Annotated in this window: 24 protein-coding genes; 11 read left to right on the plus strand and 13 right to left on the minus strand. The window is 43.0% G+C overall.

The window, feature by feature from the left end; genetic code table 11:
- The first annotated feature begins 5 nt into the window (after positions 1–5).
- The 3 genes from MSG93_RS07845 (at position 6) to MSG93_RS07855 (ending at position 4,204) form a co-directional block, all read left to right on the plus strand.
- Positions 6–1,313 carry a DUF445 domain-containing protein gene (locus tag MSG93_RS07845; RefSeq protein WP_005282321.1) on the plus strand — a complete coding sequence of 436 codons (1,308 nt, stop codon included), beginning with the start codon at positions 6–8 and terminating at the stop codon, positions 1,311–1,313.
- A gap of 268 nt (positions 1,314–1,581) precedes the next feature.
- Positions 1,582–2,736, plus strand: a complete 1,155-nt coding sequence (locus tag MSG93_RS07850) for a methionine aminotransferase (protein WP_324621273.1) — start codon at positions 1,582–1,584, stop codon at positions 2,734–2,736.
- A 100-nt stretch (positions 2,737–2,836) separates the two neighbouring features.
- The gene (locus MSG93_RS07855; protein WP_324621274.1) at positions 2,837–4,204 is read left to right on the plus strand and encodes an MATE family efflux transporter; all 1,368 of its coding nucleotides are present in this window, start codon (positions 2,837–2,839) and stop codon (positions 4,202–4,204) included.
- Between the two features lie 51 nt (positions 4,205–4,255).
- Here MSG93_RS07855 and MSG93_RS07860 read toward each other — a convergent pair whose 3' ends face one another.
- Positions 4,256–5,083, minus strand: coding sequence for an SDR family NAD(P)-dependent oxidoreductase (locus tag MSG93_RS07860; RefSeq protein WP_005282314.1), 828 nt, complete (start codon positions 5,081–5,083; stop codon positions 4,256–4,258).
- A 314-nt stretch (positions 5,084–5,397) separates the two neighbouring features.
- On the opposite strand from MSG93_RS07860, the gene MSG93_RS07865 reads away from it, so the two are divergent.
- The 3 genes from MSG93_RS07865 to phoR all read left to right on the plus strand — a co-directional run bounded on the left by MSG93_RS07865 (position 5,398) and on the right by phoR (position 8,405).
- Positions 5,398–6,075, plus strand: a complete 678-nt coding sequence (locus MSG93_RS07865; protein WP_324621276.1) for a TetR/AcrR family transcriptional regulator — start codon at positions 5,398–5,400, stop codon at positions 6,073–6,075.
- Between the two features lie 251 nt (positions 6,076–6,326).
- On the plus strand, positions 6,327–7,037 hold the full coding sequence (gene phoB / locus MSG93_RS07870; protein ID WP_004776327.1) for a phosphate regulon transcriptional regulator PhoB: 711 nt from the start codon (positions 6,327–6,329) through the stop codon (positions 7,035–7,037).
- Between the two features lie 9 nt (positions 7,038–7,046).
- The gene (gene phoR / locus MSG93_RS07875; RefSeq protein ID WP_004776329.1) at positions 7,047–8,405 is read left to right on the plus strand and encodes a phosphate regulon sensor histidine kinase PhoR; all 1,359 of its coding nucleotides are present in this window, start codon (positions 7,047–7,049) and stop codon (positions 8,403–8,405) included.
- A 65-nt stretch (positions 8,406–8,470) separates the two neighbouring features.
- Here phoR and MSG93_RS07880 read toward each other — a convergent pair whose 3' ends face one another.
- The gene (locus MSG93_RS07880; RefSeq protein ID WP_009510171.1) at positions 8,471–8,923 is read right to left on the minus strand and encodes a PACE efflux transporter; all 453 of its coding nucleotides are present in this window, start codon (positions 8,921–8,923) and stop codon (positions 8,471–8,473) included.
- Positions 8,924–9,017: 94 nt separating this feature from the next.
- Here MSG93_RS07880 and MSG93_RS07885 point away from each other — a divergent pair, with 94 nt between their 5' ends.
- The gene (locus tag MSG93_RS07885; protein WP_199949161.1) at positions 9,018–9,911 is read left to right on the plus strand and encodes a LysR family transcriptional regulator; all 894 of its coding nucleotides are present in this window, start codon (positions 9,018–9,020) and stop codon (positions 9,909–9,911) included.
- A gap of 264 nt (positions 9,912–10,175) precedes the next feature.
- Here MSG93_RS07885 and MSG93_RS07890 read toward each other — a convergent pair whose 3' ends face one another.
- Positions 10,176–10,301, minus strand: a complete 126-nt coding sequence (locus MSG93_RS07890; RefSeq protein ID WP_009510212.1) for a hypothetical protein — start codon at positions 10,299–10,301, stop codon at positions 10,176–10,178.
- Positions 10,302–10,397: 96 nt separating this feature from the next.
- On the opposite strand from MSG93_RS07890, the gene MSG93_RS07895 reads away from it, so the two are divergent.
- The gene (locus tag MSG93_RS07895) at positions 10,398–11,303 is read left to right on the plus strand and encodes a LysR family transcriptional regulator (RefSeq protein ID WP_202740329.1); all 906 of its coding nucleotides are present in this window, start codon (positions 10,398–10,400) and stop codon (positions 11,301–11,303) included.
- A 261-nt stretch (positions 11,304–11,564) separates the two neighbouring features.
- Here MSG93_RS07895 and MSG93_RS07900 read toward each other — a convergent pair whose 3' ends face one another.
- Positions 11,565–11,984 carry a hypothetical protein gene (locus tag MSG93_RS07900; protein ID WP_202740328.1) on the minus strand — a complete coding sequence of 140 codons (420 nt, stop codon included), beginning with the start codon at positions 11,982–11,984 and terminating at the stop codon, positions 11,565–11,567.
- A 434-nt stretch (positions 11,985–12,418) separates the two neighbouring features.
- Here MSG93_RS07900 and MSG93_RS07905 point away from each other — a divergent pair, with 434 nt between their 5' ends.
- Positions 12,419–13,024 (plus strand): LysE family translocator, encoded by a 606-nt coding sequence (locus MSG93_RS07905; protein ID WP_199949165.1) that lies wholly within the window; start codon positions 12,419–12,421, stop codon positions 13,022–13,024.
- Here MSG93_RS07905 and MSG93_RS07910 read toward each other — a convergent pair.
- The 6 genes from MSG93_RS07910 to MSG93_RS07935 form a co-directional block, all read right to left on the minus strand.
- Complete coding sequence (locus tag MSG93_RS07910) at positions 12,996–13,901, minus strand: LysR family transcriptional regulator (RefSeq protein WP_199949166.1); 906 nt, start codon at positions 13,899–13,901, stop codon at positions 12,996–12,998. The genes MSG93_RS07905 and MSG93_RS07910 overlap by 29 nt on opposite strands.
- 355 nt (positions 13,902–14,256) lie before the next feature.
- Entirely contained in the window at positions 14,257–15,108 is an 852-nt protein-coding gene (asd, locus tag MSG93_RS07915) for an archaetidylserine decarboxylase (protein ID WP_324621280.1), read from the minus strand.
- Entirely contained in the window at positions 15,105–15,953 is an 849-nt protein-coding gene (locus tag MSG93_RS07920) for a sulfurtransferase (RefSeq protein ID WP_324621281.1), read from the minus strand. The genes asd and MSG93_RS07920 overlap by 4 nt, the downstream gene beginning before the upstream one ends.
- 348 nt (positions 15,954–16,301) lie before the next feature.
- Entirely contained in the window at positions 16,302–17,510 is a 1,209-nt protein-coding gene (gene pncB, locus MSG93_RS07925; RefSeq protein WP_005282293.1) for a nicotinate phosphoribosyltransferase, read from the minus strand.
- A 146-nt stretch (positions 17,511–17,656) separates the two neighbouring features.
- Positions 17,657–18,136 (minus strand): ankyrin repeat domain-containing protein, encoded by a 480-nt coding sequence (locus MSG93_RS07930; protein ID WP_324621282.1) that lies wholly within the window; start codon positions 18,134–18,136, stop codon positions 17,657–17,659.
- 128 nt (positions 18,137–18,264) lie between these two features.
- On the minus strand, positions 18,265–19,788 hold the full coding sequence (locus MSG93_RS07935) for a catalase (protein ID WP_324621283.1): 1,524 nt from the start codon (positions 19,786–19,788) through the stop codon (positions 18,265–18,267).
- A 196-nt stretch (positions 19,789–19,984) separates the two neighbouring features.
- Between MSG93_RS07935 and dtd the strand changes: the two genes are divergently transcribed.
- Positions 19,985–20,425, plus strand: coding sequence for a D-aminoacyl-tRNA deacylase (gene dtd / locus MSG93_RS07940; protein ID WP_009508821.1), 441 nt, complete (start codon positions 19,985–19,987; stop codon positions 20,423–20,425).
- Positions 20,426–20,474: 49 nt separating this feature from the next.
- Here the strand turns inward: dtd and MSG93_RS07945 are convergent, their stop codons facing one another.
- The 3 genes from MSG93_RS07945 to serB all read right to left on the minus strand — a co-directional run bounded on the left by MSG93_RS07945 (position 20,475) and on the right by serB (position 23,066).
- Positions 20,475–20,954: a hypothetical protein gene (locus MSG93_RS07945; protein ID WP_005228046.1), complete on the minus strand. Its 480-nt coding sequence runs from the start codon at positions 20,952–20,954 to the stop codon at positions 20,475–20,477.
- Between the two features lie 148 nt (positions 20,955–21,102).
- Positions 21,103–21,438, minus strand: coding sequence for a ciprofloxacin tolerance protein AciT (gene aciT / locus MSG93_RS07950; RefSeq protein WP_005228048.1), 336 nt, complete (start codon positions 21,436–21,438; stop codon positions 21,103–21,105).
- Positions 21,439–21,845: 407 nt separating this feature from the next.
- Positions 21,846–23,066, minus strand: coding sequence for a phosphoserine phosphatase SerB (gene serB, locus MSG93_RS07955; protein ID WP_005228049.1), 1,221 nt, complete (start codon positions 23,064–23,066; stop codon positions 21,846–21,848).
- A gap of 68 nt (positions 23,067–23,134) precedes the next feature.
- Between serB and MSG93_RS07960 the strand changes: the two genes are divergently transcribed.
- Positions 23,135–24,427, plus strand: coding sequence for a hypothetical protein (locus MSG93_RS07960; RefSeq protein ID WP_199973434.1), 1,293 nt, complete (start codon positions 23,135–23,137; stop codon positions 24,425–24,427).
- The last annotated feature ends 49 nt before the right edge of the window (positions 24,428–24,476 follow it).

Here is a 24,476-nt window from a genome sequence, read left to right on the forward strand (position 1 = left end):
GCTCAATGAGTTCAGTCGAAGAAATCCACGTACCTAGCCTGCAAAGAAGTAAATACTTTGCCACCATGGCCCTGATTATTGCCGTGGTGTCATGGATTGCTTTAATGGTCGCGGCGCATTTTCTCCCTGAATATAAATGGCTCATCCATATTTTCATGCTTGGTGCAGAAGCAGGCGTGGTGGGTGGCTTAGCCGACTGGTATGCGGTCACGGTACTGTTCCGCAATCCCTTTGGCAGAATGCCTTTACCCAAGTTATTACGTGATCACACTGAAATTATTCCACGGAATAAGGCACGTATCGCCGAGTCGATGGGACGTTTTGTGCAGGAAAACTTCCTGTCACCACAGATTGTCGAACGCAGTTTACAAAATGCCGATATCAGTCTGGCGGTAGGGCAATGGTTGGCCAGTCCAAAGAATAACCAGCAGGTGGTGCAGATGATTCAGCACACCGTGCCAAGAATCTTTGAATTTGTCAGTCAGGATCAAATTGCGCATTTTGTCCAGAATAACAGTGTGCAATGGGTCAGAAGCACCAAGGTCAATAAGCTGGCCAGTGAAATGCTGCGGGCAGTGCTGGAAAATGATTTCCATCAGGATGTGTTACAACGCGGACTGGATCTGGCACATGAATGGATGGTGTCTCATCCTGAAGAAGCACGCGATTTATCACGTAAACTGTTTCAGGAACTCGGGGTCTGGAAACTGGCCAAAGGTGCCAGCTGGATCGGGATTGACGTCCAGCAACGTACCATTGACTCGCTGATAGAAAAAGTTGAGTCGATGCTGGCCAATCCTGATCATCCATGGCGTCAGGATATTGAAACCACCACACATAATCTGATGCTGCAGCTGGCAGAACCCGACAGTGAAGCCAGCCAGCGTTTAAATCGTGGCAAAGATGCCTTGCTGGATAGCCCACAAGTGCTGAACTTTATCAGTGGTGCAGTTGCGATACTATGTGATGCGATCAAGACCGATTTAATGCAGCCAGATTCAGGTATTGCCACCAACTTACAGGCGGCGATTCAGCAACTGGGTGAAAGCCTGATCCAGAATGAAAAAGTACGTCAGGTATTGAATGAAAAAATGGTGGGCTTGGCGACCAATTTCAGTGAGCAATATAGCGACAAGATCATTCGTTATATCAGTGAACGTATCCATGAATGGGATTCACGGGAAATGATTGCCAAAATCGAAAGCGAGGTTGGCGGTGATTTGCATATGATCCGCGTTAACGGCGTGATTGTCGGTGCCTTTATTGGTTTAGCGCTTGGTGTAATTCGTGCTATTGTGGAAAATGTTTTGTGATATCAAATAAAAAACCTGTTCCCTGTTCTAAATAAGATACGCAGGATAAGTCATTCGCAACCTGCGTGGTTTCAATTCAATGTTGTTTCTGCGAGGTAATCGAAACAATGCAAGAAGTGAACAGGTTTTGCGAATGACAATGCTTTTGGTTACTTTGGGCAAAACCAAAGTAACTCCAGCTGAAGGCTTATCCTGAAATTAGGTGGGTACTCGGCAAGACACCGCCACAATAAATAATTCATTAAAATTTAATTAGGTAATTTCAATCATGTTGCAACTTCAGTCAAAACTCCCAAGCCAAGGCGTGACCATTTTTAGCATCATGACTGAACTCGCACACAGACTCAATGCCCTGAATCTGTCCCAAGGCTTCCCTGATTTCCCGGCTCCAGCTGCCCTGCTAGATGCGCTGAACCAAGCCACACTCTCAGGCTATAACCAATATCCCGCAGGGGATGGGGTATTGGCCCTGCGCGAACAGCTCGCCACACAATGTTTACAACGCAATCAATTGCAACTTGATCCTGCCACTGAAATCACCATCACGTCAGGCGCAACCATTGCCATCTTTTGTGCCATTCAAGCCTGCATCCATGCAGAAGATGAAGTGATTATTTTCGATCCAAGCTATGACAGCTACGCGCCTGCAGTTCAACTGGCTGGTGGAAAATCCATTCATATCAATCTGGAAGCGCCATCTTTTCAGGTGGACTGGCAAAAAGTCAAAGACAGTATCAATGCCAAAACCCGCATGATTATTGTCAATACACCGCATAACCCAACCGGCGCAATCTGGTCAGTACAAGACTGGCGACAACTGATTGAACTGATTCAAGATAAAAATATTGTAGTGCTTTCAGATGAAGTCTATGAACATCTGGTCTTTGATGGACAAAAACACTTTAGCGCACTGCAATTTCCTGAATTACGCGATCGCAGTTTTGTGATTGGCTCTTTTGGTAAAACCTACCATGTCACTGGCTGGAAAACCGGTTATTGCGTGGCTTCGCCGCAGCTGATGCGACTGTTTCGCCAGATTTATCAGTTTGCCAATTTCTGTGGGAATATGCCGTGTCAATTGGCGCTGGCCGATTACATGCAACAGCAACCTGAGCATATTCAAGAGCTCCCTCATTTTTACCAGGCAAAACGCGATCTGTTTAATACCCAGCTTCAACACTCACGTTTTCAATTTACCCCGTCTCAAGGCACTTATTTCCAGAATCTGGATTACAGCAATATTCGTCCAGACTTAAATGATGTCGAGATGTGTCAGTTCCTAGCCGAGCAACATAAAATCGTGGCGATTCCCATTTCAGTATTTTATCGAAAAGCACCAGAATCACTGCGCCTGATCCGCTTCTGCTTTGCCAAGACCCATCAGACCCTACAACGTGCCGGTGAAATCCTCCTGCAGTGTTGATCAACAAAAAATAAACCGAACGATAAAGTTCCCAGCATCACTTATGATGCTATGTTGGAAAAAATAGATACGCTTCAGGCTGAAGGGTGAAGGAAACTGAATGACTCCACGTCAACCGCTGGTGATGCAACCCAATCTCTGGAAAACATTTTTTCTGTTTCTGGTGCCTTTGATTGCCACCAATATTTTACAAAACCTGTCGGGTACGATTAATACCATCTTTGTCGGTCAAATGATGGGCGTAGATGCCATTGCCGCTGTTTCCGTGTTCTTCCCGATCCTGTTTTTTCTGCTGGCTTTCGTGATCGGTATTTCAGCGGGAACTACTGTACTGGTGGGACAGGCCTGGGGCGCACAAAACCTTGAAAAAGTCCGCTGTGTGATTGGTTCGACCCTGTTTATGACCTTGATTGGCGGGAGCATTATTGCCGTACTCGGTCTGATATTTGCCAAGCACATTCTGGAATTATTGGGCACCGATCCCAAGGTGATGCATCTGTCCTTGCCTTATGTGCAATGGATGCTGGTCGGTAGTCCGCTGTTGTTTGTTTATATTATTTATACCTCGATTCTGCGTGGTGTCGGCGATAGCGTCACTCCCCTAATTGCCTTAAGTCTGACCAGTCTGATCGGTCTGGCAGTCACCCCGGTTTTGCTGAAGGGTTATTTTGGTTTCCCTGCATTAGGTATCGTCGCACCCGCGATTGCCACCATTCTGGGCTATGCCTTTGTACTGATTTTTTTAACGGTTTATCTGAACCATAAAAATCATCCCTTAAAGATTGATCGTCAATTATTGCAACATATTCGCCATGATGCCGAGCTGAGTAAATTAATTCTGAAACTCGGGATTCCAACCGGCATCCAGATGGTGACGACCTCTTTAGCTGGTCTGGTAATTATCGGCCTGATTAATCATTATGGCGCACATGCCACCGCAGCTTATGGTGCCGTGAATCAGGTACTGAACTATATCCAGTTTCCAGCCTTGTCGATTTCAATTGCCGCTTCGATTTTTGCGGCTCAAGCGATTGGTGCAGGTCAACCTGATTTATTGGCCAAAGTGACCCGAACGGCTTTGGGCATGAATTTCCTGTTTACGGGGACCTTGATTATTCTGGGCTACTTATTCTCTAAATATTTAATGGCGTTGTTTATTACCGATCACAGCGTGATTGTACTGGGACAGCAACTGCTGTTTATTGTGTTGTGGTCAATTTTATTCTTTGGTGCCAGTGCGATTTTTGCCTCGATCATGCGTGCCAGTGGTACGGTCAATGTTCCTATGCTGATCAATATTTTTACCATTCTCCTGATCGAAGTACCGTGTGCCTATTGGTTTAGTTCATTGTGGGGCTTAACGGGTATCTGGATTGCCTATGCGCTGTCTTTCGTCAGCTTATGTATTTTCCAAGGCTTTTATTATCAATTCTTCTGGAAGAAATCAAAAATCAAAGTCCTGATTTAAAACAAAGAAAAAAGCCATTCACAAAGAATGGCTTTTTTATGCAGTAATGACTTACATCATTTTGGTTGCAAGGGCTGCAATACGTTGATATCCCGTCGGGAATAAGCGCTGGAATGAATCCACAATACGCGCATCAGTACCAATTAACAGACGGCGTTTGTCCTTCTGTACGGCATTCAGAATTTGACGTGCTGCTTCTTCTGGTGGGGTACGCAGGAACTTGTCAAATTGCTTGATCGATTTGCTCGGGTCCATACCCAGACTCTTCAAGCTGTCATTCATTTTTGCTGCTTTGGCAATATTGGTGCGAATACCGCCCGGATGCACGCAGAGTGAGCTGACACCGCTCTTCTCAATATCCAGCTCCTGACGTAACGATTCAGTAAAACCACGCACTGCAAATTTGGTGGCGTTATAGGCAGACTGAGTTGGCTGCGAGGTTAGGCCAAAGATACTTGAAATATTGATGATATGACCATCTTTGGTTTGTTTGATAAATGGCAGGAATTCTTTGGTGCCGTACACCACGCCCCAGAAGTTGATGCCAACGATCCACTCCAAATCTTCATAGCTTGCGCCTTCGACCGTTGAGCCAAGTGCGACACCTGCGTTATTGAAGATCATATTGACCGAACCATGATCCTGTACCGTCTCTTGCGCCCATTGTTTTACCGCATCACGGTTTGAGACATCAAGTACTTTTGTGGTGACTGTTACAGGGTATGGCTTCACCAATTCAACGGTTTGAGCCAAACCTTTTTCATTGATATCACTTAACGATAAATGACAGCCCTGTTTCGCTAACAAGATCGCCAGCTGTTGTCCAATCCCAGAACCAGCACCGGTGATCGCTGCGACTTTATTTTTAAAATTTTTCATTGCCTATCCTTTGTGTTGCGAATGATATGCACAATATTCGCCCCAATCATGCGTTGTCATGTGCTGTTTAACCTGTAACCAATATAATTTTGACAATACAGGTTGTCAATATAGTACAGTCAAGCTTTATGACAAATGGCAATAACCGACACCTAACATGTCATAATAGGCCTATTTACATTCTTGACCGAAGATGTGTAAAAGAGACAAGGCATATTTTCAAAATTTGGTTATGCTAGATCGGCAGCAAATGACAGCAATGTAAAAAAGTACGTGATATCCGATTTAGCGACATTTTAGGGAACGGTTTTTCAATGACAACTCCAGAGCAAGCGACAGACAAGAAAAAAAAGGCAGCAACCAAAGAGCGTCAATTCAAAGGTCTCTCGTTAACTGAGCGCAAGCAGGCACGTCGTGACAAACTGATTGAAGCGGGTATTGCCACCTATGGTACCCATGGCTTCTTTTCGGTCACGGTCAAGGATGTCTGTAATGAGGCCAAGCTGACTGAACGCTACTTTTATGAATCCTTTAAGAAAAGTGAAGATCTGTTCCAGACCGTGTTCCTGAAAATGATCGAAAAAATGCAGACCTGCCTCACTCAGGCGGTTCTGATGGCAGCCCCTGAACCTAAAAATATGGTTAATGCCGGTTTATCCGCCTTATTAAATGCGATTAAGGATGATCCTCGTATGGCACGGATTATTTATATCGATGCCATGCTGGTGCAGGACCTGCATAATCAGGCTACCATTCAGGAAACCCTGACCCAGTTCGACCGTATTATTCAGGGCTTTGTGATGATTACCATGCCCAATGCACCGCAAAGCACCGAAGAAGTGTCGTTAATGGCAACTGGCCTGAATGGTTATGTGACCCATATTATTATTCGCTGGGTTTCGGAGGGCTTTAAACAGCCGCTTCAGGATGTGCTTTCTGCCTGTTGTGCTGTGTTCTTGTCCTTTATCGAAACAACCTCACAAAAAAATTAAAATCGTTTTACAGTTTTGTGACAGTCATAGCCATCGCATGACAGATTGATTAACCCAATGAATTTATTTGCTTTATGATCAGGCAAGTTGTCATCATATGGTCATGACTCTGCCCCACAATTGTCACAATTTATTGCTAAATTCGACTTTATTCCCTCTTTTGCAATGATATTGTCATAATTAATCTTTGTAATAAGCCTGTCATAACAACAAAACGGTTAAACCGTTACAGATTTTAAGGGTATTGCGCTGTGAAAGATGACTATATTTTAATTGTCGATGATGAGTTACCGATCCGCGAAATGATCCATACCTCTTTGGATATGGCAGGCTTCCAATGTTTACAAGCCGAGGATGCCAAACAGGCGCATCAGATTATCGTTGATCAGCGTCCTGCACTTATCTTGCTGGACTGGATGTTACCAGGGGGTGTGAGTGGTGTAGACTTATGCCGTCGCCTGAAACGCGATGAGAACCTGTCTGAAATTCCTGTGATCATGCTCACTGCACGTGGCGAAGAAGACCATAAAGTTCAAGGTCTGGATGCCGGTGCAGATGATTACATGACCAAACCCTTCTCGACACGTGAACTGGTTTCCCGTATCAAGGCGGTATTACGTCGTGCCAATGCACTAAGCGGAGAAAAAGTGATTGATGCCAATGGCTTATTACTCGATCCGGTTAGTCAGCGTGTTAGCTTTGGCAACAGTATTTTAGACATGGGTCCAACCGAATATCGTTTACTGGCCTTCTTTATGACCCATCCGGAACGTGCCTATACACGTGCGCAGCTGCTTGATCAGGTGTGGGGTGGCAATGTCTATATCGAAGACCGTACCATTGACGTGCATATCCGTCGTTTACGCAAAGTGCTAGAGCCTTTTGGTGTTGACCGCTTTGTGCAAACGGTTCGTGGCACAGGTTACCGTTTTTCGACACGAGCCGATTTAGCAGTAGGTTAAAAATCTTTTATGTACGAACCTTATCCGGTCCCTGAACTGGCACGTGAACACCAGCGTTTTCGCTACAGCAGTTTATGGACGTTTGCAAAACAAGATTTAAGGCTGTTACTTTTTTTCTTATTGATTGCAAGCTTAATTGGATTTGGGGTTGGCTACTTTTGGAGCTGTATTTTTATTGCTTTTGTGGTGTTTTTCGCCCTGCAGCTCCGCTCGCTTTATCTGGTCAATGAATGGATTTCAAACCGTCCCTATGATGTTCCACCCAATTTAAACGGGATCTGGGGCGCTTTGCTGTTCAATGTTTATCGTGCACAACGTCAGGAACGCATTGTTCAGGCGGAAATGGTCGGTCTCATTGACCGAGCCCAGTCTTCTCTGGTTGCTCTGGCAGAAGCCGTGGTTCTGATTGATGACCAACATCAAATCGAATGGTGGAACCCCGCAGCCGAAAAGCTGTTAGGGATTAGTCCTTTGGACCGCGGACGTAACCTATTGTCGATTTTACGCCAGCCCAGTTTTATTGAATATTTTAACAACCCAGATCAATCCCCTGATGGGATTCGTTTGCAAGCGCAGATGGAAGAAGAGCGTTATGTGCACGTCAAACTCACCCGTTTTGGGGGAGAAAGTCGTTTATTGGTCGCACATGACACCACGCGCGTCCATAATCTGGAACAAATGCGTAAAGACTTTGTCGATAATATTTCACATGAATTACGTACGCCGCTGACCGTACTCAGTGGTTATATCGAAACCTTTACCGATCAAGATGACATTACACCGCGCTGGAAACGTGCTTTTACGCAAATGCAGTCCCAGACCAAACGAATGAATGCCTTGGTCAATGATTTATTGTTGTTATCCAATCTGGAAAATAATAAGAAAGTCGCGAAAAATCAGATTATTGATATGGCCAATCTGATGAACCAGATCTTTGATGATGCACGTGCCTACAATCTGGATTATGGTCATACTTTAAATCTGGATATTGATAGCCATTGTGACCTGATTGGCTCGGACATTGAAATTGCCAGTGCCTTCAGCAACTTAATTACCAATGCAATTAAATATACACCGCCTGGAGGCATCATCACCATTGGCTGGCATGAAGCGGGTGACCATGCTTCCTTTACCGTACAGGACAATGGTATCGGCATTGATCCAAAACATTTACCACGCCTGACTGAACGCTTCTATCGCGTCGATAGCGCGCGTAGCCGTCAAACCGGCGGTACAGGTTTAGGGCTGGCCATTGTCAAACACGTCTTGATGCAACATGGCGCACATCTAGAAATCACCTCTAAAGAAAATGAAGGCTCAACCTTTACCGCGATCTTCCCGAAAGAACGTCTGTATCGCATGCTATAAATTTTAGCTTCAATAAAAAAAGCCGACCCTTCTGGATCGGCTTTTTCAATTCTGGATCATAGCAATCAGTGACTGGCGTTTGCATTAAGCTCTGTCGACTCGAGCAAATGACTGGGTAAGCCAAAGATATGATCAAAAAAGTAATTATAAACAAAGGTATAACATGGGATCAGCACCATCAGACTGAAGTCCAGCAAGAACGCCTTAACTAAACTGATTTGCATCCACCATGCAATCAACGGAATCAAAATCATCACCAGTACAATCTGAAAGCCAATCGCATGCGCAATACGTCTTAACACGGTACGCTTTTTCGAGGTTTGGGTTTTTTCCCACATCTCGAACACATAGTTATAAAAAAAGTTCACGGTTACGGCGATGACTGCAATCAAGATCGACAAAGGCCCGGTATGACTAATGGTGGTACCTGACAGCACTGCCAGCACCATTGCACAGATAAAAAAGCTAAAAACTTCATAGAAAAACACATAAGTGACTCTTCTCTTGGTTCCTTGCATGACCACACCTTAAAATCAATAATGAGTGGATTTTACGCTTTAATTTTGATAAAAAAAGTCAATCGTTATCAGTACAACTGACAAGTGAATTAAAATGAAATTGACCAGTGAACAGCTTGAGCTGATTCTTGAAATTATTGATCGAGGAAATTTTTCAGCGGCTGCCCGGGCACTGAATCGGGTACCTTCTGCCGTCAGTATGGCGATTGCCAATTTAGAAGCGGAACTAAATTTAAAATTATTTGAACGCAGTAAAAATCATCTTGCGCCCACTGACATTGCCTTATCCATCGAGCCACACGCCCGATTGATTGTGACTAAACTGCGCCAGCTGGAAATGCATTTAACTGAACTTTCAACAGGACTGGAAACCCGTATTGCAATTGGTGTGGCTGCAGACGTCAACCAGAAACTTTTGTTGCCTGCTATTGCCCATCTGCTGCAACGCTATCCGCTACTGGACATTGAAATGGTCAGTGCGCCACAACAAGAATTAAAAGCACGCTTACATCACAATGAAATTGATCTGTATATTGCCTATAGCTCATCCGAGCTCGACCGGAATGAGCGCTTTCGACTTTTAGGAACTGAAAAATTTGTTGCAGCAATTTCTCCTCAAGGTGCACAACAGCTCAAGGACAATCATAAAAATGAATTGACCATGCTCTCTGAACTCAGACAGATTATTATCGCCAGCAAACACTACCCTCTCCCGGATAGTCGGGTCCTGGTCTCTGATTCTTACTGGTATAGCGATAGTTTATTGATGGCAATTAATATGGTGGAACAGGGCTTTGGCTGGGGAAACTTTCCACTTTCGACCGTGCAAGAACATTTTACTCAAGGCAGTCTGGTTCGACTGGAATTTCATGACACCACCAATCGACTGGATATGCCGATTCACGCCATCTGGCCGAGCCACAAACCTTTAAGCCAGACCATCCAGATGCTGATTGAACTCTGGACCAAACAAATCAATATGGAATAAAAAAAGCCCGACATCCTGTCGGGCTTTTTTCGTATTTCGTTACTAGGTGCAACTCCTGTCATACCTCACGTCCTGATGCCTGAACTTATCATTTTTGTTTTATGTTCTGGAACTTCCTGTTCCTGATGAGTTCATATTAGGCAATTCAGCTTGGGTTGAAAATGGGATATTTCCTCTAATCAGTGTAAGCAAAAACGTACATCGCCATGCGCTCATCTCATTTATAAAATTGGTCATGACATCAAACATGATGCGAAGATTTACCTAATCTCCTGATAAATCAGTCTGCTGTGAGATCGGCTGTATGCCCATATAATGGTCATAGCTCTGCACCAATAAACAAATCATTACTGCAGCAATCAAGGTCACAATCTTGTTTTTCATCGTCATTTTCAGCCACCTGAATCAAGAACCTATAAAAAAGATATAAGATTTCTCCCATCTCATCTAATATAGAAAAAGCTGGTACTGATCTAATTTTGAGATATGTGGACATTAAAACAATTCAATTATCTAATCACGATTGTCGAAACCGGTGGCTTTATTGCCGCTTCGGAGAAGCTGTTTATTGCCCAATCAGCACTGAGCAGGCAAATTAAAAATTTAGAAGAAGAATTAGGCTTTGAGGTTTTCGACCGCTCTGAAAAGAAGATAAAACTTACGGTTGCAGGTGAAGCACTATATAAAAGTTTAAAAACCAATCTTGATCATTTAAAAAGTTCCATTGTCAGTGCCCAAAGTATCAGTCGGGGTGAAGGCCGAATTATTAAAATTGCCCATTCCAGCAGTATCGTACTGGATCAGAACAAACTGGAAGTCTTTGAGCAGCTGTGTGACACCCATAATATTGATATTGAAATGAATACTTTATCCTCTGAATTACAGCTCGAATATTTATTAGATGGCAGTATTGATCTGGGTTTTATCCGGCCACCGATTTATCACAATTTAGATGAGGTCAATTCGATTAGCTTATACACTGCCCCATTATATGTGGCCGCCCATATTGCCGATCCGATTTTAAGTGAAAAAGAAAATATTTCGATACGTGAATTAGCAGCATTGAATTTTGTTTCTGTACCGCATAAAGCGCGTGGTGGCCTAAGCTATCTAGCTGCCAACTTATGTCTGGTCAATGGTTTTTCTCCGAAAAGAACCCGAATTTATTCAAGGAAAAGGTCTCAACTGGAACTGGTCGCCAATGGCTTTGGCATTTGTATTGTGCCTGAAGAATTTAAAGTGATTCTGCCGAGTAATGTCAGGCTTATTCCAATTCAGGACGAGAATACACTCAGTGAAGTGAAACTGATCTGGAAAAAGGATGAAGACCTGCTGATTGACCGCTGTGCCGCCTCAATTCATGCGTATTACAATGCCAAGCCAATCAATTAAACAGCACTCTAAAAAAATAAAATGAAAAAAGCCCGACATCCTGTCGGGCTTTTTCGTATTCCTTTCACTAGATACAACTCCTGTCATATCTCACATCCTGATGCCTGAACTTATCATTTTTGTTTTATGTTCTGGAACTTCCTGTTCCTGATGAGTTCATATTAGGCAATTTAGGTTGGGTTGAACATGGGACATTGACCTTGATTGATGTAAGTAAAAGCGTACAGGTTTGGGTTAAAGTCCATCAAAGTTAAATAAACTTTATTTCCTTTTAAAAAGATAAAAACAACTGGATATTAAGAATGCAGCCTGAAAAGTAATGCATATCAGCACTGAATAATTAGCACACTGCGTAATTGAGTCATAAATAATTTCTTTATAAGATACGGTTTCGATCATATTTAATAGAATCAATTCTAAAACAAGTAGTAGAAATGTCATAGCTACATAAAAGCATTTGTTTTTTATGAAGATTAAAATTATTGAAAAAATAATAGATACTACACCGCACGCCGCTAACATTGATGGATCATTAGCGGAAACCCCATTTAATTCTTTAAAATAGGTAATAGTTCCTATAGCGATATATTCATTGATACATAAATCTTGACCAAATTTATCAATCGTATACCCACCTATACCTGACAGGAATAAAAACACTATAGCTACATATCTCATCATAAGTTATGGACTCAATTTTAATGATAGATCAAATTTCCAAGTTTCAACTTGTCTTTCAGAATCTGCACGACATGTCCCTTCACATCCATCAGGTATTGTAATAACACACCATACAGAGCTAATTTTACGGCGTCATGCTCTTTCCATGAGCGGGCAAAGACGATCTTTTCTAACTATGCTTAGGAATTCTTCTCCTTTATCCCACTGTCTCAGGCCTTTTCACCGCGAATAATAAAAAAACTCGCCCAAGTTCACCATTTGAAAGACTCACGATTCAGTTTCAGGTTAATTTTTTAGAATAATCAAATTGATTGTTAGAGTGCTGTAATCACAAAACTGTACATCAAAAAATCAAAATCAGTTTTTGATAAAACCCGTCTAATCTTATTTGAATTACGCTATATCATTGGATTTTAATAATTGATTTCAAAATAATGTCACTCTCTGTTCTTATAAGCATGTTTATTTTTTCACTTACAATGTCCATTTCACCAGGACCAATCAATATTACAATTCTTTCAACCAGCTTAATGCATGGATTTCGAAAAACACTACCCTTTATTTCAGGAGCAACGCTTGGCTTTACCTTGTTATTAATATTTTTAGGCTTTGGATTTAGCCAAATTCTTAGCCATTATCCTATTTTTTTCAAAATACTAGAATGTGCAGGTGCATTATTTATTTTTTATATGGGGCAAAAAATTATACTTTCTAAACCAGAGATTGAGCTTGTAAATAATATATCTGTTGCCAGTTTTACAGAGGGATTCCTCTTACAATGGCTCAATCCTAAAGCATGGATTGCATGTCTCTCGGGCATCTCCTTATTCACCTCACCCATCAGTTATTTTCCTCTTGTTCTGTTTATTCTTATTTATTTCGTTACTTGCTATCTCTGTTTCATTATTTGGGGTGTATCAGGGCATAAACTCGCAAAAATATTAACCAACTCATATCAGCTCAGGCTCCTGAATATGTTGATGGGCGGATCTTTAATCATACTATCCATCTTTATGCTGATCCAACTATTGGGGAATTAAATGATTGATAAATTCGCTCAATTAAAGCATGGGCAATACCATTAATTGGTATATTCGCAGGCCAAACTGCATACACACTCAAGGGTTCAAGTATCCAATCCGGTAGCACTCTTACAATATTTTGCTGATCAAGATCAGCTTGAATTAATTCATCAGGAGGTGCTGCCAGTCCTGCATTTAATTTTGCCAGCCGATAAGCAGCATCAACATTATTCACATAAATATGAGGCTGGTATGAGATTACGACCTCTTCTCCTGTATGTCGATGCCGTAATATTCGTTTATTTTTTCTCATACTCAAACCCAGCCATTTCATATTGATCAGCTGTTTTGGATGAGTAATGGGCGGATACTGACGTAAAAAATCCGGGGTCGCAACAATACTTCGGGCTAAGGGAAACAGATAACGAGCTTTAAATGAACTATCTGCAAGCTCACCAATTCGAAAAGCAATATCCACATTTTCAGCAATCAAATCTGTTCTGCTATCATCACAAGTAATGTGTACAGTTAAGTCCTTATATGCCTCAAAAAATGTGGTAATACATTGCATAAACTCGCTATGGATAAAAACTGCTGGGATGGAGATATGCAATTGTGTCTTTCTAAGAATAGAACGTTGTTTAAAGTCTGAAATACCTGTCTCATAGGTTTCCAGCATACCTTTGGCCGTTTCTAAAAGTTTTTGTCCATCATGTGTTAAGGTCATTTTTCGTGTATTACGATAAAATAAGGCACACTCCAAATTTTTCTCTAACTTGGCGAGATGCATACTCACCGTTGCCGTCGACAGGCCTAGTGCTTTGGCTCCTTTGGATATTGAACCAAATTCAGCAATTTTTGCGAAAATAATTAAATATCTTATATCTTCAATCATATTATTTAATCTAGAGCACATAAAACATAATAAAAATCAAAACTCATTCTTAATCTTGGAATTGCTTTTATAACTTAAGTAAAAATTTAAGCTGGCTAGCCCTGCTGCAAAAAAACAATACAGCATGAAAACGGTAATATTGATTAAGGGCCGGTCTAGTAAGTAATTACCTAATATTGTTGCCGAAGTTAAAATTCCTAAAAATTCAAAAAAAGAAAATTGAGGTATTAAGTCTTTCATCATTATTCACCTTTATTTTAAATTATCTAAGCTTATTTCTAGTGGTACAAAATATATAAGATATTGCATATAAATAAAAAGCCCCAGTTTTGGGGCTTTTTTACAATTTTATCAATTAAACCGAATGACCTAAACGCTCACCCATCACCACAGTCGAATTGGCTTTAAACTGCTCTTCCCAAACCATTTTATCTTTTTCAAATAAAATCACAGCAGTTGAGCCAAGATAGAAACGACCTAATTCCGCACCTTTATCCAATGGCATTTGATGATGCTGTAACTCGACACGGCCTGTCGGTTTTACCTTACCTGTCGCAACGGTTTCAATTCCAGCGACAATCATTGCACCCACCAGAACCACTGCCATACGACCCAGTTCGGTATCAAATAAGCAGACCATACGCTCATTACGCGCAAACAAGCCCGGTACATTTTCAGCAGTCACTTGATTGACTGAAAATAATTCGCCTGGGATATATAAAGTTTCGGTCAAGGTGCCTGCCAAAGGCATATGCACACGGTGATAATCTTTAGGTGACAAATAGACGGTCGCAAACTGCCCTTCATGGAAAGGTTTGGCTAACTGCGGATCACCAATCAACTTTTCCACTGAAAAGCTTTGACCTTTGGCCTGAAAAATATCACCCGCTACAATTTTACCGAGCTGTGAGATTGCACCATCGGCAGGACAAACAATACTATCTGCCTGTTCATCAATGCCACGGACACCCTCTTTTAACGCACGGGTAAAAAATTCATTGAATGATTTATAGTGTTGCGCATTGCTTTGTTCAGCAATGCTCATATCAATTCCATATTTGGCTTTAAATGCCTGAATAACAGCAGTTTTTACCAAAAGATTTTCACTTGCGGCAACCTTGCCAATCACACGGCTGAGTTGATGTTGCGGCACAAGATTTTGTGCTTTGATAAATAATTGTTTTTTTAAATCTGCTGCAAAACTCACAACGGCGACTCTCCTGAAATAATAGGACTATCGAGGCGATTGCCCCACTCACTCCACGCACCATCATAGGCTTTGACTGGCCAGTTAAGCAACCTTGCCAGAATATACGCCAAGCCAGAACGATGGTGAGACTGACAGTACACCACCACAGGTTGTTGTAAATTAAAGCCTAATTGTTCTAAACGTTGTTGTGTGCGTTCAAGCGGGTGTAATTTTAGATGATTTTCACGGTTTAGGGCAGTACTCCATTCAAAATGCAGTGCATTTGGGATGTGACCGCCGCGTCGCGCAGCCAGACGCAAGCCCGTATATTCATCATTACTACGGCAATCCCACAGTTGAATATTCTGTTCTTCAACTTGATTGAGTAATTCCTGATATTCGACCCGATATTGCTGGACAGTGGCTAAATCAATCGGCAATAGTTCCGCAACGGGTTTCACCGGATCGACTTCAGCCGTCGTCGGTAATCCAGCGCCGAGCCAACCATGAATGCCGCCATTAATCAGACTGGTATGCTGGAAGCCTAGACAATGTAAATTCCATATTAATCGTCCAGCCCAGGCACCGCCTTCATCGTCATATACCACCAAGTGATGTTGCGGTGAAATATTCAATTTCTCGATGAGCGCCTGTAACCCTTCTAAGTCTGGCAATACCCCATTGGCTTGTTCTTGTTGTGCCACCAGATATTTAGGCTGCAAATGGATCGCATGAGGAATATGCAGTTGTTCATACACCGATGCACGACTTAAATCGACAATACGAATTCGCTCATGTCCTAAATAGGGCACGAGTTGTTCAGGTTCAATCAGTAAACCCAGTTTAAAATCTACGTCAGTCATTGTTATGCTGTTTTGTCATCCGCCTTATGCGTAATTTTAGCATAGCCGACTTTTTATCTTTGTCTGATTTTTTGCATTGATTTAGCAGAAAAGGAGATATAGCAAAAAGTTTAAAGATTATGGATTAAAAGTATAAAATTTACTGACAATTGCGAAAGTTAGCCATATAAATCTATCGAGAAAATTTACTGGTGCGGAGGCGGCATGGATGCCGCCCGTTGAACTGCGGCATCAAGGATGTGCCGTCAGTTCAACAAATGCCTTTGGTTACTTTGGGCAAAACCAAAGTAACTCACCGAAGGTCTATCCTGAAAATGAATGAGAATTAGGTAAGACACTGCAATGTCTCTACTCAACTTCCTCAATTTCAAACACCTGACGCAAATATGCCAAGAAGGTATCATTATCGGTCATGGTCTTACCCGGGCTATCTGAAATTTTTGCCACGGATTGACGATTACACTCCACCAATTTCAACACAATATTCAACGGCTTCTGCCCCATATCATTGGTTAAATTGGTGCCAATCCCAAAACTCACCTGAAAACGGTCTTTAAAATATTGATGCAATAACCAGGCTTTTTCCAGATTCAGGCCATCACTAAAGGTTAGCATCTTGGTCTTGGTATCAATCTTGAGTTTACGATAATGCTCAGCCGCCTTATCTCCCCACTCATACGGGTCACCACTGTCATGACGTAAACCATCAAACAGCTTGGCAAAATACAAATCAAAATCGCGTAAGAATGCATCCATGCCGACTACATCGGTCAGAGCAATCCCGAGATCACCCCGATATTCTTGTACCCAAGCTTCTAAAGCAGCCTTCTGGAAATTACGCAAACGTACATCAAGCGCCTGAAAAGCCTGCAGGAATTCATGTGCCATGGTTCCAATCGGGCTAATTCCTAACTGTTTCGCTAACAGCACATTACTGGTACCACGAAATACCTTGGGTGCCGCAGCATGAAACGCTTGCACCACATGTTTTTGCCATTCAAAGCTATAGCGACGGCGTGTCCCAAAATCAGACACTAAAAAGGGAGGATCATTCTGTTGTTGTTCTTGGGCATAGTGTTGCAGTTGTACCAATTTTTGCTGTAAACGACGTTCGCCTTCTGCCAGAACCTCATCACTGCGGATACGGCGGAAATACAGTTCATTGACAATCGCTAGCACAAAGATCTCAAACATCATGGCCTGAACCATAGGCCCTTCAATCCGAATATCCAGTCGACCCGCCTCATCAATACTGGCCTGAATAAAGCGACGTTTGAGCTGAAACAGTTCCAGATAATCAACAAAATCACTTTTAATAAAACGTAACGAGCGCAGATATTGCAGCTCGTCTTCGGCAAAACGTAATTCACATAACCAGTCTAACTGCTGGTTTAAGTCATCCAGAATCTCAACCAGTGGATAAACCGTATCTTCCAGATTTCGACAACGGAATAAATACACACTGTGCGTTTGTGGAAACTGATGTAACACCACCTGCAACATGGTGAATTTATATAAGTCGGTATCAAGTAAAGATTGAATAATGGGTGTAGACATGACTGACTAGGATCTATTCTCGTTCTCGCATTAAAGCATACTTTTGCACAGAAATGAGTCTGTCGATTGCAATGCATGATTTTTCACAACAGCAAAAGCAGGACAACTTTTTAAATTCAAAGCGTTAGCATATGGGCGTATTATTTTTATTGCGATGGCTGGATATCTTTTAAACGCTGCTGCTGTCCAAACTGTAGCGCAAACTGTTCTGCAGTAAGTTGACCCGTTGTGGCGGCATTGAGATCACAATCGACCTGACGCAACTGCTTGGCGATACTCCACTCGGCTTTCACGATTGCAGCCATCAGTGCGGTATGTCCGCGCTTGTCCCGGAGACACCGGTTGGCCCCTTGTTGCAGCAACAGTTTGACTGCATCTTTCTGACCATAGTAACTCGCCATCATTAAAGCGCTATAACCCGAATGGTCCTGTACATCAATCGGAAAGCCGTGCTTTAAAAACTCGTGTAGGACTACGGTATTTCCCACTTTGGCCGCAGAAAAGAACAGCTCGATCACTTCATCTGATCCGTTGGCTGTGGCAGATGGCACTGCGGCATAGACAGAAGTCCCCACACTGCTGCAAAGCAAACACGCAGCAAACAAGATCGAACGTAAATGGATCATGAGCATTCCTCAAAAATCTAAATAAGGAGTGCCTGTAACACTCGCCCTAGGTGCAGGAAAGGCTATTGAGGTTACAGGACTTTCTGGGGGTAACATTCAGGCACCTGTTACCACATCAATAAAAGCGTTTACTGGTCTTTCAACTGCGCTGCTTTGGCTTGCGCATTTTTAAGGTTTACACCCACCGCTTTGGCAAGACGCGTACCATAATCGGCATCGGCCTTATAGAAGTAAGACACCATAATGGTTTTGGTTTCTACATCTTTGACTTGCCCCAGATCCGCTGCCAGATTACGGATCAGGTCATTCTTTTCAACCGCCGAATAACTGCGGTAAAGCTCACCCGCCTGTTTAAATGGCTGCTGTTTTTGAATCGCCTGTTGCATAACCGTGCCTTCGAGTGGCGTAGCAACTGCACGCGCAATCTCGGTTGATGGCTTCGGTTCAATCGTACTTGGTTCATAATTGACATGAGACTCGGTTTGTCCCATGTTCATTGCCCCTTCCTGATTGTTGTTGTTTACCGCAACACGAGGACGGTTCACTGGAATTTGCTGATGATTCGCACCTAAACGGTACATCTGGGTATCTGAATACGAGAAGATACGGCCTTGCAGTAAACGGTCTTCCGATGGCTCGATGCCCGGAATCAGGTTACCGGGTGCAAAAGCAGACTGTTCGGTTTCCTGGAAGAAGTTCTTCGGCATCCGGTTTAGGGTCAAGGTCCCGACTTTCATTTCAGGTACCAACGACTCAGGCCAGATTTTGGTCGCATCTAATGGATTGAAATCAAATTTATCCAGATCTTTTGGATCAAGCACCTGAATGTACAAGTCCCATTTCGGGTAGTTTCCGGCATAGACATTTTTATACATATCATTGGTCAGATGATTCCAGTCGCGGCCTTGTACCTCTTTCACCTGATCCAGATTCAGACCTTTTAGGCCCTGTTTCGAACGCCAGTTAAATTTGACGTATTTATACTCGCCTTTGGCGTTATAAAGTTTAAAGGCATGCACACCAAAACCATCCAGCGTACGGTAACTTTCCGGTGTCCCGAGATTGGAATAGACATAGGTCAACATATTGATTGACCATGGCTGGCTTTTTAAGAAATCAAAGATTCGGTTCGGGTCCTGCACATTGGTCACCGGATCGGGCTTCATCGCATGGACAAAATCAGGAAACTTGATTGCGTCACGGATAAAGAATACCGGCAAGTTATTGCCGACCAGATCCCAGTTGCCTTGCTGGGTATAAAACTTCACGGCAAAGCCATGTGGATCACGTGCCGTTTCTGGTGAGCCTTTCGGATGAATCACGGTAGAAAAACGAACAAAAACAGGTGTGGTGGTCCCCGCTTTAAACATAGACGCAACAGTTAAATCCGACAAATCTTTTGTTGCAACGAAATCACCGTATACGCCTGTACCACGTGCATGAACCACACGTTCAGGAATACGTTCACGGCCAAAACGCTGTAATTTTTGAATCAGCTGGACATCTTGCAACAAGGTTGCACCATTCGCGCCAGCTGTGGTTGAGTTCTGGTTATCACCGACAGGTGCACCATTGTCTTTTGTTAAAGGAGCAGCATACGCGGTGCCTAACATTGCTGCCATTATTGTGAATAAAAACGTTCGTTTAAACATACTGTTAAATCCAAAATCAAATACCTTTCCTGCACGGGGACTATACAAACAATTTAACAATAGATAAAAAAGATAATTTTAATAAAACAAATCGAAAAATAAGATCAAGCATTGCGGAGCCTTTTCTTGGGTCACGCTGTAACCTCATTAAATCTGCTAGACTGCGCAACTGACTGAACATTTAATCTTTAATTTTATGCGCGCATTAATTCAACGCGTCCTCGAAGCCAAAGTGGTCGTTGAGGGCGAAACGACAGGTGAGATTCAACAAGGCTTACTGGTGTTCTTGGGACTGGGCAAGGAAGATACCTTAGAGAAAGGCCAGAAGCTGATTGACAAGATTCTGAAATACCGGATTTTTGATGATGAGCAAGGCAAGATGGGCTGGAATGTCGGTCAGGCCAATGGCGGGATTTTATTGGTCTCTCAATTTACCTTGATGGCCCAAACTCAAAAAGGCTTACGTCCAGACTTTGGTCCAGCCATGCCGCCAGCCCAAGCCAAGGCACTGTATGAGCAGTTGGTGGAATATACCCGTCAACAATTCAGTCATGTGCAAACAGGAATTTTTGCAGCAGACATGAAAGTTCATTTAATCAATGACGGACCAGTGACCTTTAATCTGGAAGTTGAATAATTTAAAGATATAAAAAAACTCCCGAAATGGGAGTTTTTTTAGGACATTTTTATTTGCCTGTTTTTTCTTTAATAAATGCACGTGCCTGACGGATTTTTTCTTTTACCGGTTTTGGCACTTTAGGTGGAATCAGTTTTGCGGCCTGGTTAAACCATACCAATAAGCTGAAGTCCCCTTCCATTTTAATGCTGCCATCCTGCATACCAGTCATAAATGCAGTCGGGTCACCTTTCAACAAGGTTTTTACACCTTGCTCACTTGAAGCAAACTGCAGAATAAAATCAGCCTGTTCCGGTTGACCAGCGACCGTATCAATTTTGCCACGATTCACAATAATCTGGCGGGCAAAGCCGGCATCAGTACCGATCTGGATACGGAACTCACGGTCATGAACCAATTCAATAAACTTTGGGCTAGTGCGTGCCAATTGCTTCATACGTAACGCTAAACCTGCCACCAACAAATCCAATGGATCCGTGCTGACATCAACGATCGGTAACTTAACCACAGGTAAAGAAGAAAGCTTCATGACAATTATGCCTACAGTATTATGATGAAATTTAAGACAACAGTATCCTAGCATAATTGTCCAGTTGTCTGTAAAAGCTTTGTTGCAGAAAATTAATACAAAAAAGGCATGCTGAGCATGCCTTTGATGTTGTTCATATTATTATAATTTATCTGCTAGAACATTGTTGCTGGTCATCCTTATAAACCGGGGTATGTTCAATATACTGACGATTCGCCAGTTGTTTTTGTGCCTGTTTATCTTCACGTAATAGAATAAATGTAACCATAATCATCGCAAGGCTCAAGGCGGTGAGATAGCTATAGGCGACGGACATCTCGAATATGGTTTGCGCACCAAAGCGTACCACTTCTAACAGTCCCCAGCACAGCATACCTGCCAACATAAAACCTAACCAACGACGATAAGGAGAAAAGAAAACAGCAATAATTGCGACAGCGATTAAGCCAAATCCAACCAACATGGTGAAATTCGCTGCTTCCATAGAAACCTCCGTCTTAAAAAGGATGGTCTGTCATTGTGTCCAGACCTCTATATTGTTCTGTAATCTCAAACAGTACTTGGTGTTGCATTAACGTCTGTATGCATTATGGAGGGTTTTTTTTAGAAAAAAAGAGCCTGAAATTAACCTTACGACATAAGCTGTCGCAATATGCTTTTGTCATTACATTTTTTAAAATTACAAAAGTCCCAAATCTCCATATAGCATCAATTGCGGCGTGTCATTACAAAAAACTATCGATGTTTTTAGGCTTAAAAAAACTTTTTTCAGAAATTTTTTATCGTTGTTTTTCTATACATTTAGACATAAATATGACGGAATCATGACGTGTTAAAAATGAATAAGGCCGCTTAAAAAGCGACCCTATTTCCACACCCCAAATTGCTGTCTTAAGCGCGATTCAAGTCTTTATCATGCATACCCAACAAGTACAAAACACCATCTAAACCCACACTGGAAATGGCTTGATTGGCATTTTGGCGAACTAAAGGTTTGGCACGGAATGCCACCCCGAGACCGGCAATCGAGAGCATCGGTAAATCGTTGGCACCATCGCCCACTGCCATGGCCTGTTCCAAAGAAATGCCCATTTTCTCCGCTAGCTGGCGAAGCAGTTCAGCCTTACGCGCACCATCGACAATGGCGCCTTTGACCTCACCTGTCACCACACCATTTTCAACGTCGAGAATATTGGCATGTACTTCATCGATTCCTAATTTTGCTTGCAGGTATTCAGCAAAATACTGGAACCCACCCGATAAAATTGCGGTCTTGTATCCTAAGGCTTTCAAGGTTGAAATCAGGCGCTCCGCCCCTTCAGTCACGGTTAGCCGTTCTGCAATTTTAGGTAAAACTGAAGCATCCAGACCTTTGAGTAAAGCAACACGGGCACGGAAACTTTGCTGGAAATCCAGCTCACCCAGCATGGCACGCTCGGTAATTTCCGCCACCTTGGCACCTACACCCGCCTCGAGTGCCAGTTCATCAATCACTTCTTGCTCAATCAGGGTAGAGTCCATATCAAAGCAGACCAGACGACGATTACGGCGATAGGCATTATCTTCCTGTACCGCCACGTCAATATTCAACTCACCTGACAAGCTCAAGCAGGCTGCACGCATGGCTTGCGCATCGAGCATCTGCCCACTCAGTCCAAACTGAACACAGGCCCGGCGTGGGAAAGGACTCTCGGTATCCAGTTCCAGACGTCCGGACAAGCGCGTGACCGTTTCAATATTAAAACCCTGACTGGACACGATTTTTGTCACCGCCTGCAAATGCGCAGCAGTAAGTTCCGGAGCCAGTGCGGTCACGATATAACGGGTTCGTCCGCCTTCACTCACCCATTGATCATATTCTGCGTTGGAGATTGGTTTAAATCGCACTGTTAGGCCAATATCATGTGCTAAAATCAGGATCTCTTTCATTGCCAATGCAGTAGCAGTCTCATTATCCGATGCAACAACGATCCCGAGGGTCAGTTGATTGTGGATAACGGCCTGACCTACATCAAGTATTTGCAAAGAATGTACGGATAGTACCTGCATTAATCGAGTAAACTGATTCGGTTGATCGGGTCCTAGAAAGGATATAAGAATGATTTCTCGCATGAATTGACTCGTGGTTGAGCGACAACTATTGTATGTAAGAATCATAACATAACCGAACCTAAATCTATTTGCCTTGGAAGTTTAACTTGAATGCGCCTCGCCAAGGGCTATTTGCTAGCCTACTGATCGTAAGTTTTGCATTGCATACCTTTTTATTGGTGATTGCAACGACACATCAACTCAATGAAAACCGCGCCAGCCAAGGGCAACTGATGACCAGTCAGTTAGTGGCAGATACGCTTTCGGAACTGGAACCCGCCAATACCGTTTCTTTGGCACTGGTCGCGAATCGTTATGCCACCAATCCAAGTGTTGCTTCGATTCGTATTCTGGATGCCAATAAGCAAGTGCTTGCTACAAGTGGTATGTCAAAAACCCGCCAAGGCGAAGTATTTGTTCGTGATGCATTGCAAAACGAGAAAAAGGTTGGCACGGTTGAAATTACCCTGATCCAGCCTAGTATCGGTGAAATCTTACGTACCCAGTGGTTAGCGATTTTAGTGTCGTTATTTATTCATGGCCTGATCTGGCTGGCTTATCGTGCCATTGCCCGTCCAACCCGCAGTGAATATCTGGCCCGTATTAATCAGGAAAATCATCTTAAGCATGAAATTCAACGTTTAACTCAGGCCTTGGCGCTGGAAAAACAAAATACCGTAACGTTGGTCGCTCAGGCCCAACAGCAGGCCAAAACACAAAGCAAGGCCCGCGTCGAGAAGCGTCCGGCAGAAGCGGTTCAACTGGATGATCAGGCCCTGGCTTTGAACATTCAGTTCTATGATCCAAAACAACTGCTGAACAGTGTCAACCAGTCTGTATCGGTGCCGTATTTTAAACTGTGCCAGTTGTTTCTGGATAAAAGTATCGATTTATGTGCCAAGCATTATCAAATCGATGCCGCTAAAATTCAGGTGACGCAAGAGTTTGATAGCGAAGGTGCTACCCTCACCACCAACACAGAACACGCTCAAGCACTCGAGTGCCTGATGATGGTCGGTGCCGTGTTCCAGCTGTTGTCGGATGTCCTGTATAAACGTTACCGCGAAGATAAACGTTTTGCCTTGCAAACCCGTGGTGCGGTTGCTGGCGCGGTGGATGCCATGCAGCTGGATGCGGTTGAAGCAGCGAAACGTTTAACTCAACACCTACATGCCAAAGAAGCGGCTTTACACCTGAATCATGATCAGCTGAAAACCATTCAGAATAATTATGAACTGGTGGCGATGCCAAACCCAAGCAACATCATGACCCGCCATGCATTCATGATTAACGGTATGAATGAAGCCTGTGCAACCGTAGCACAGACGCTACGTACTGAAATCCTGATGGGCAAAAAAGCCAAAGCAGCGACTGAATCCTGATTCAAGCATCGCAGCTTAAATTTAAATAAGGCTTTGTGAAATGACAAAG

The sequence above is a fragment of the Acinetobacter sp. IK40 genome, assembly GCF_035615075.1.
Taxonomy (GTDB): domain Bacteria; phylum Pseudomonadota; class Gammaproteobacteria; order Pseudomonadales; family Moraxellaceae; genus Acinetobacter; species Acinetobacter courvalinii.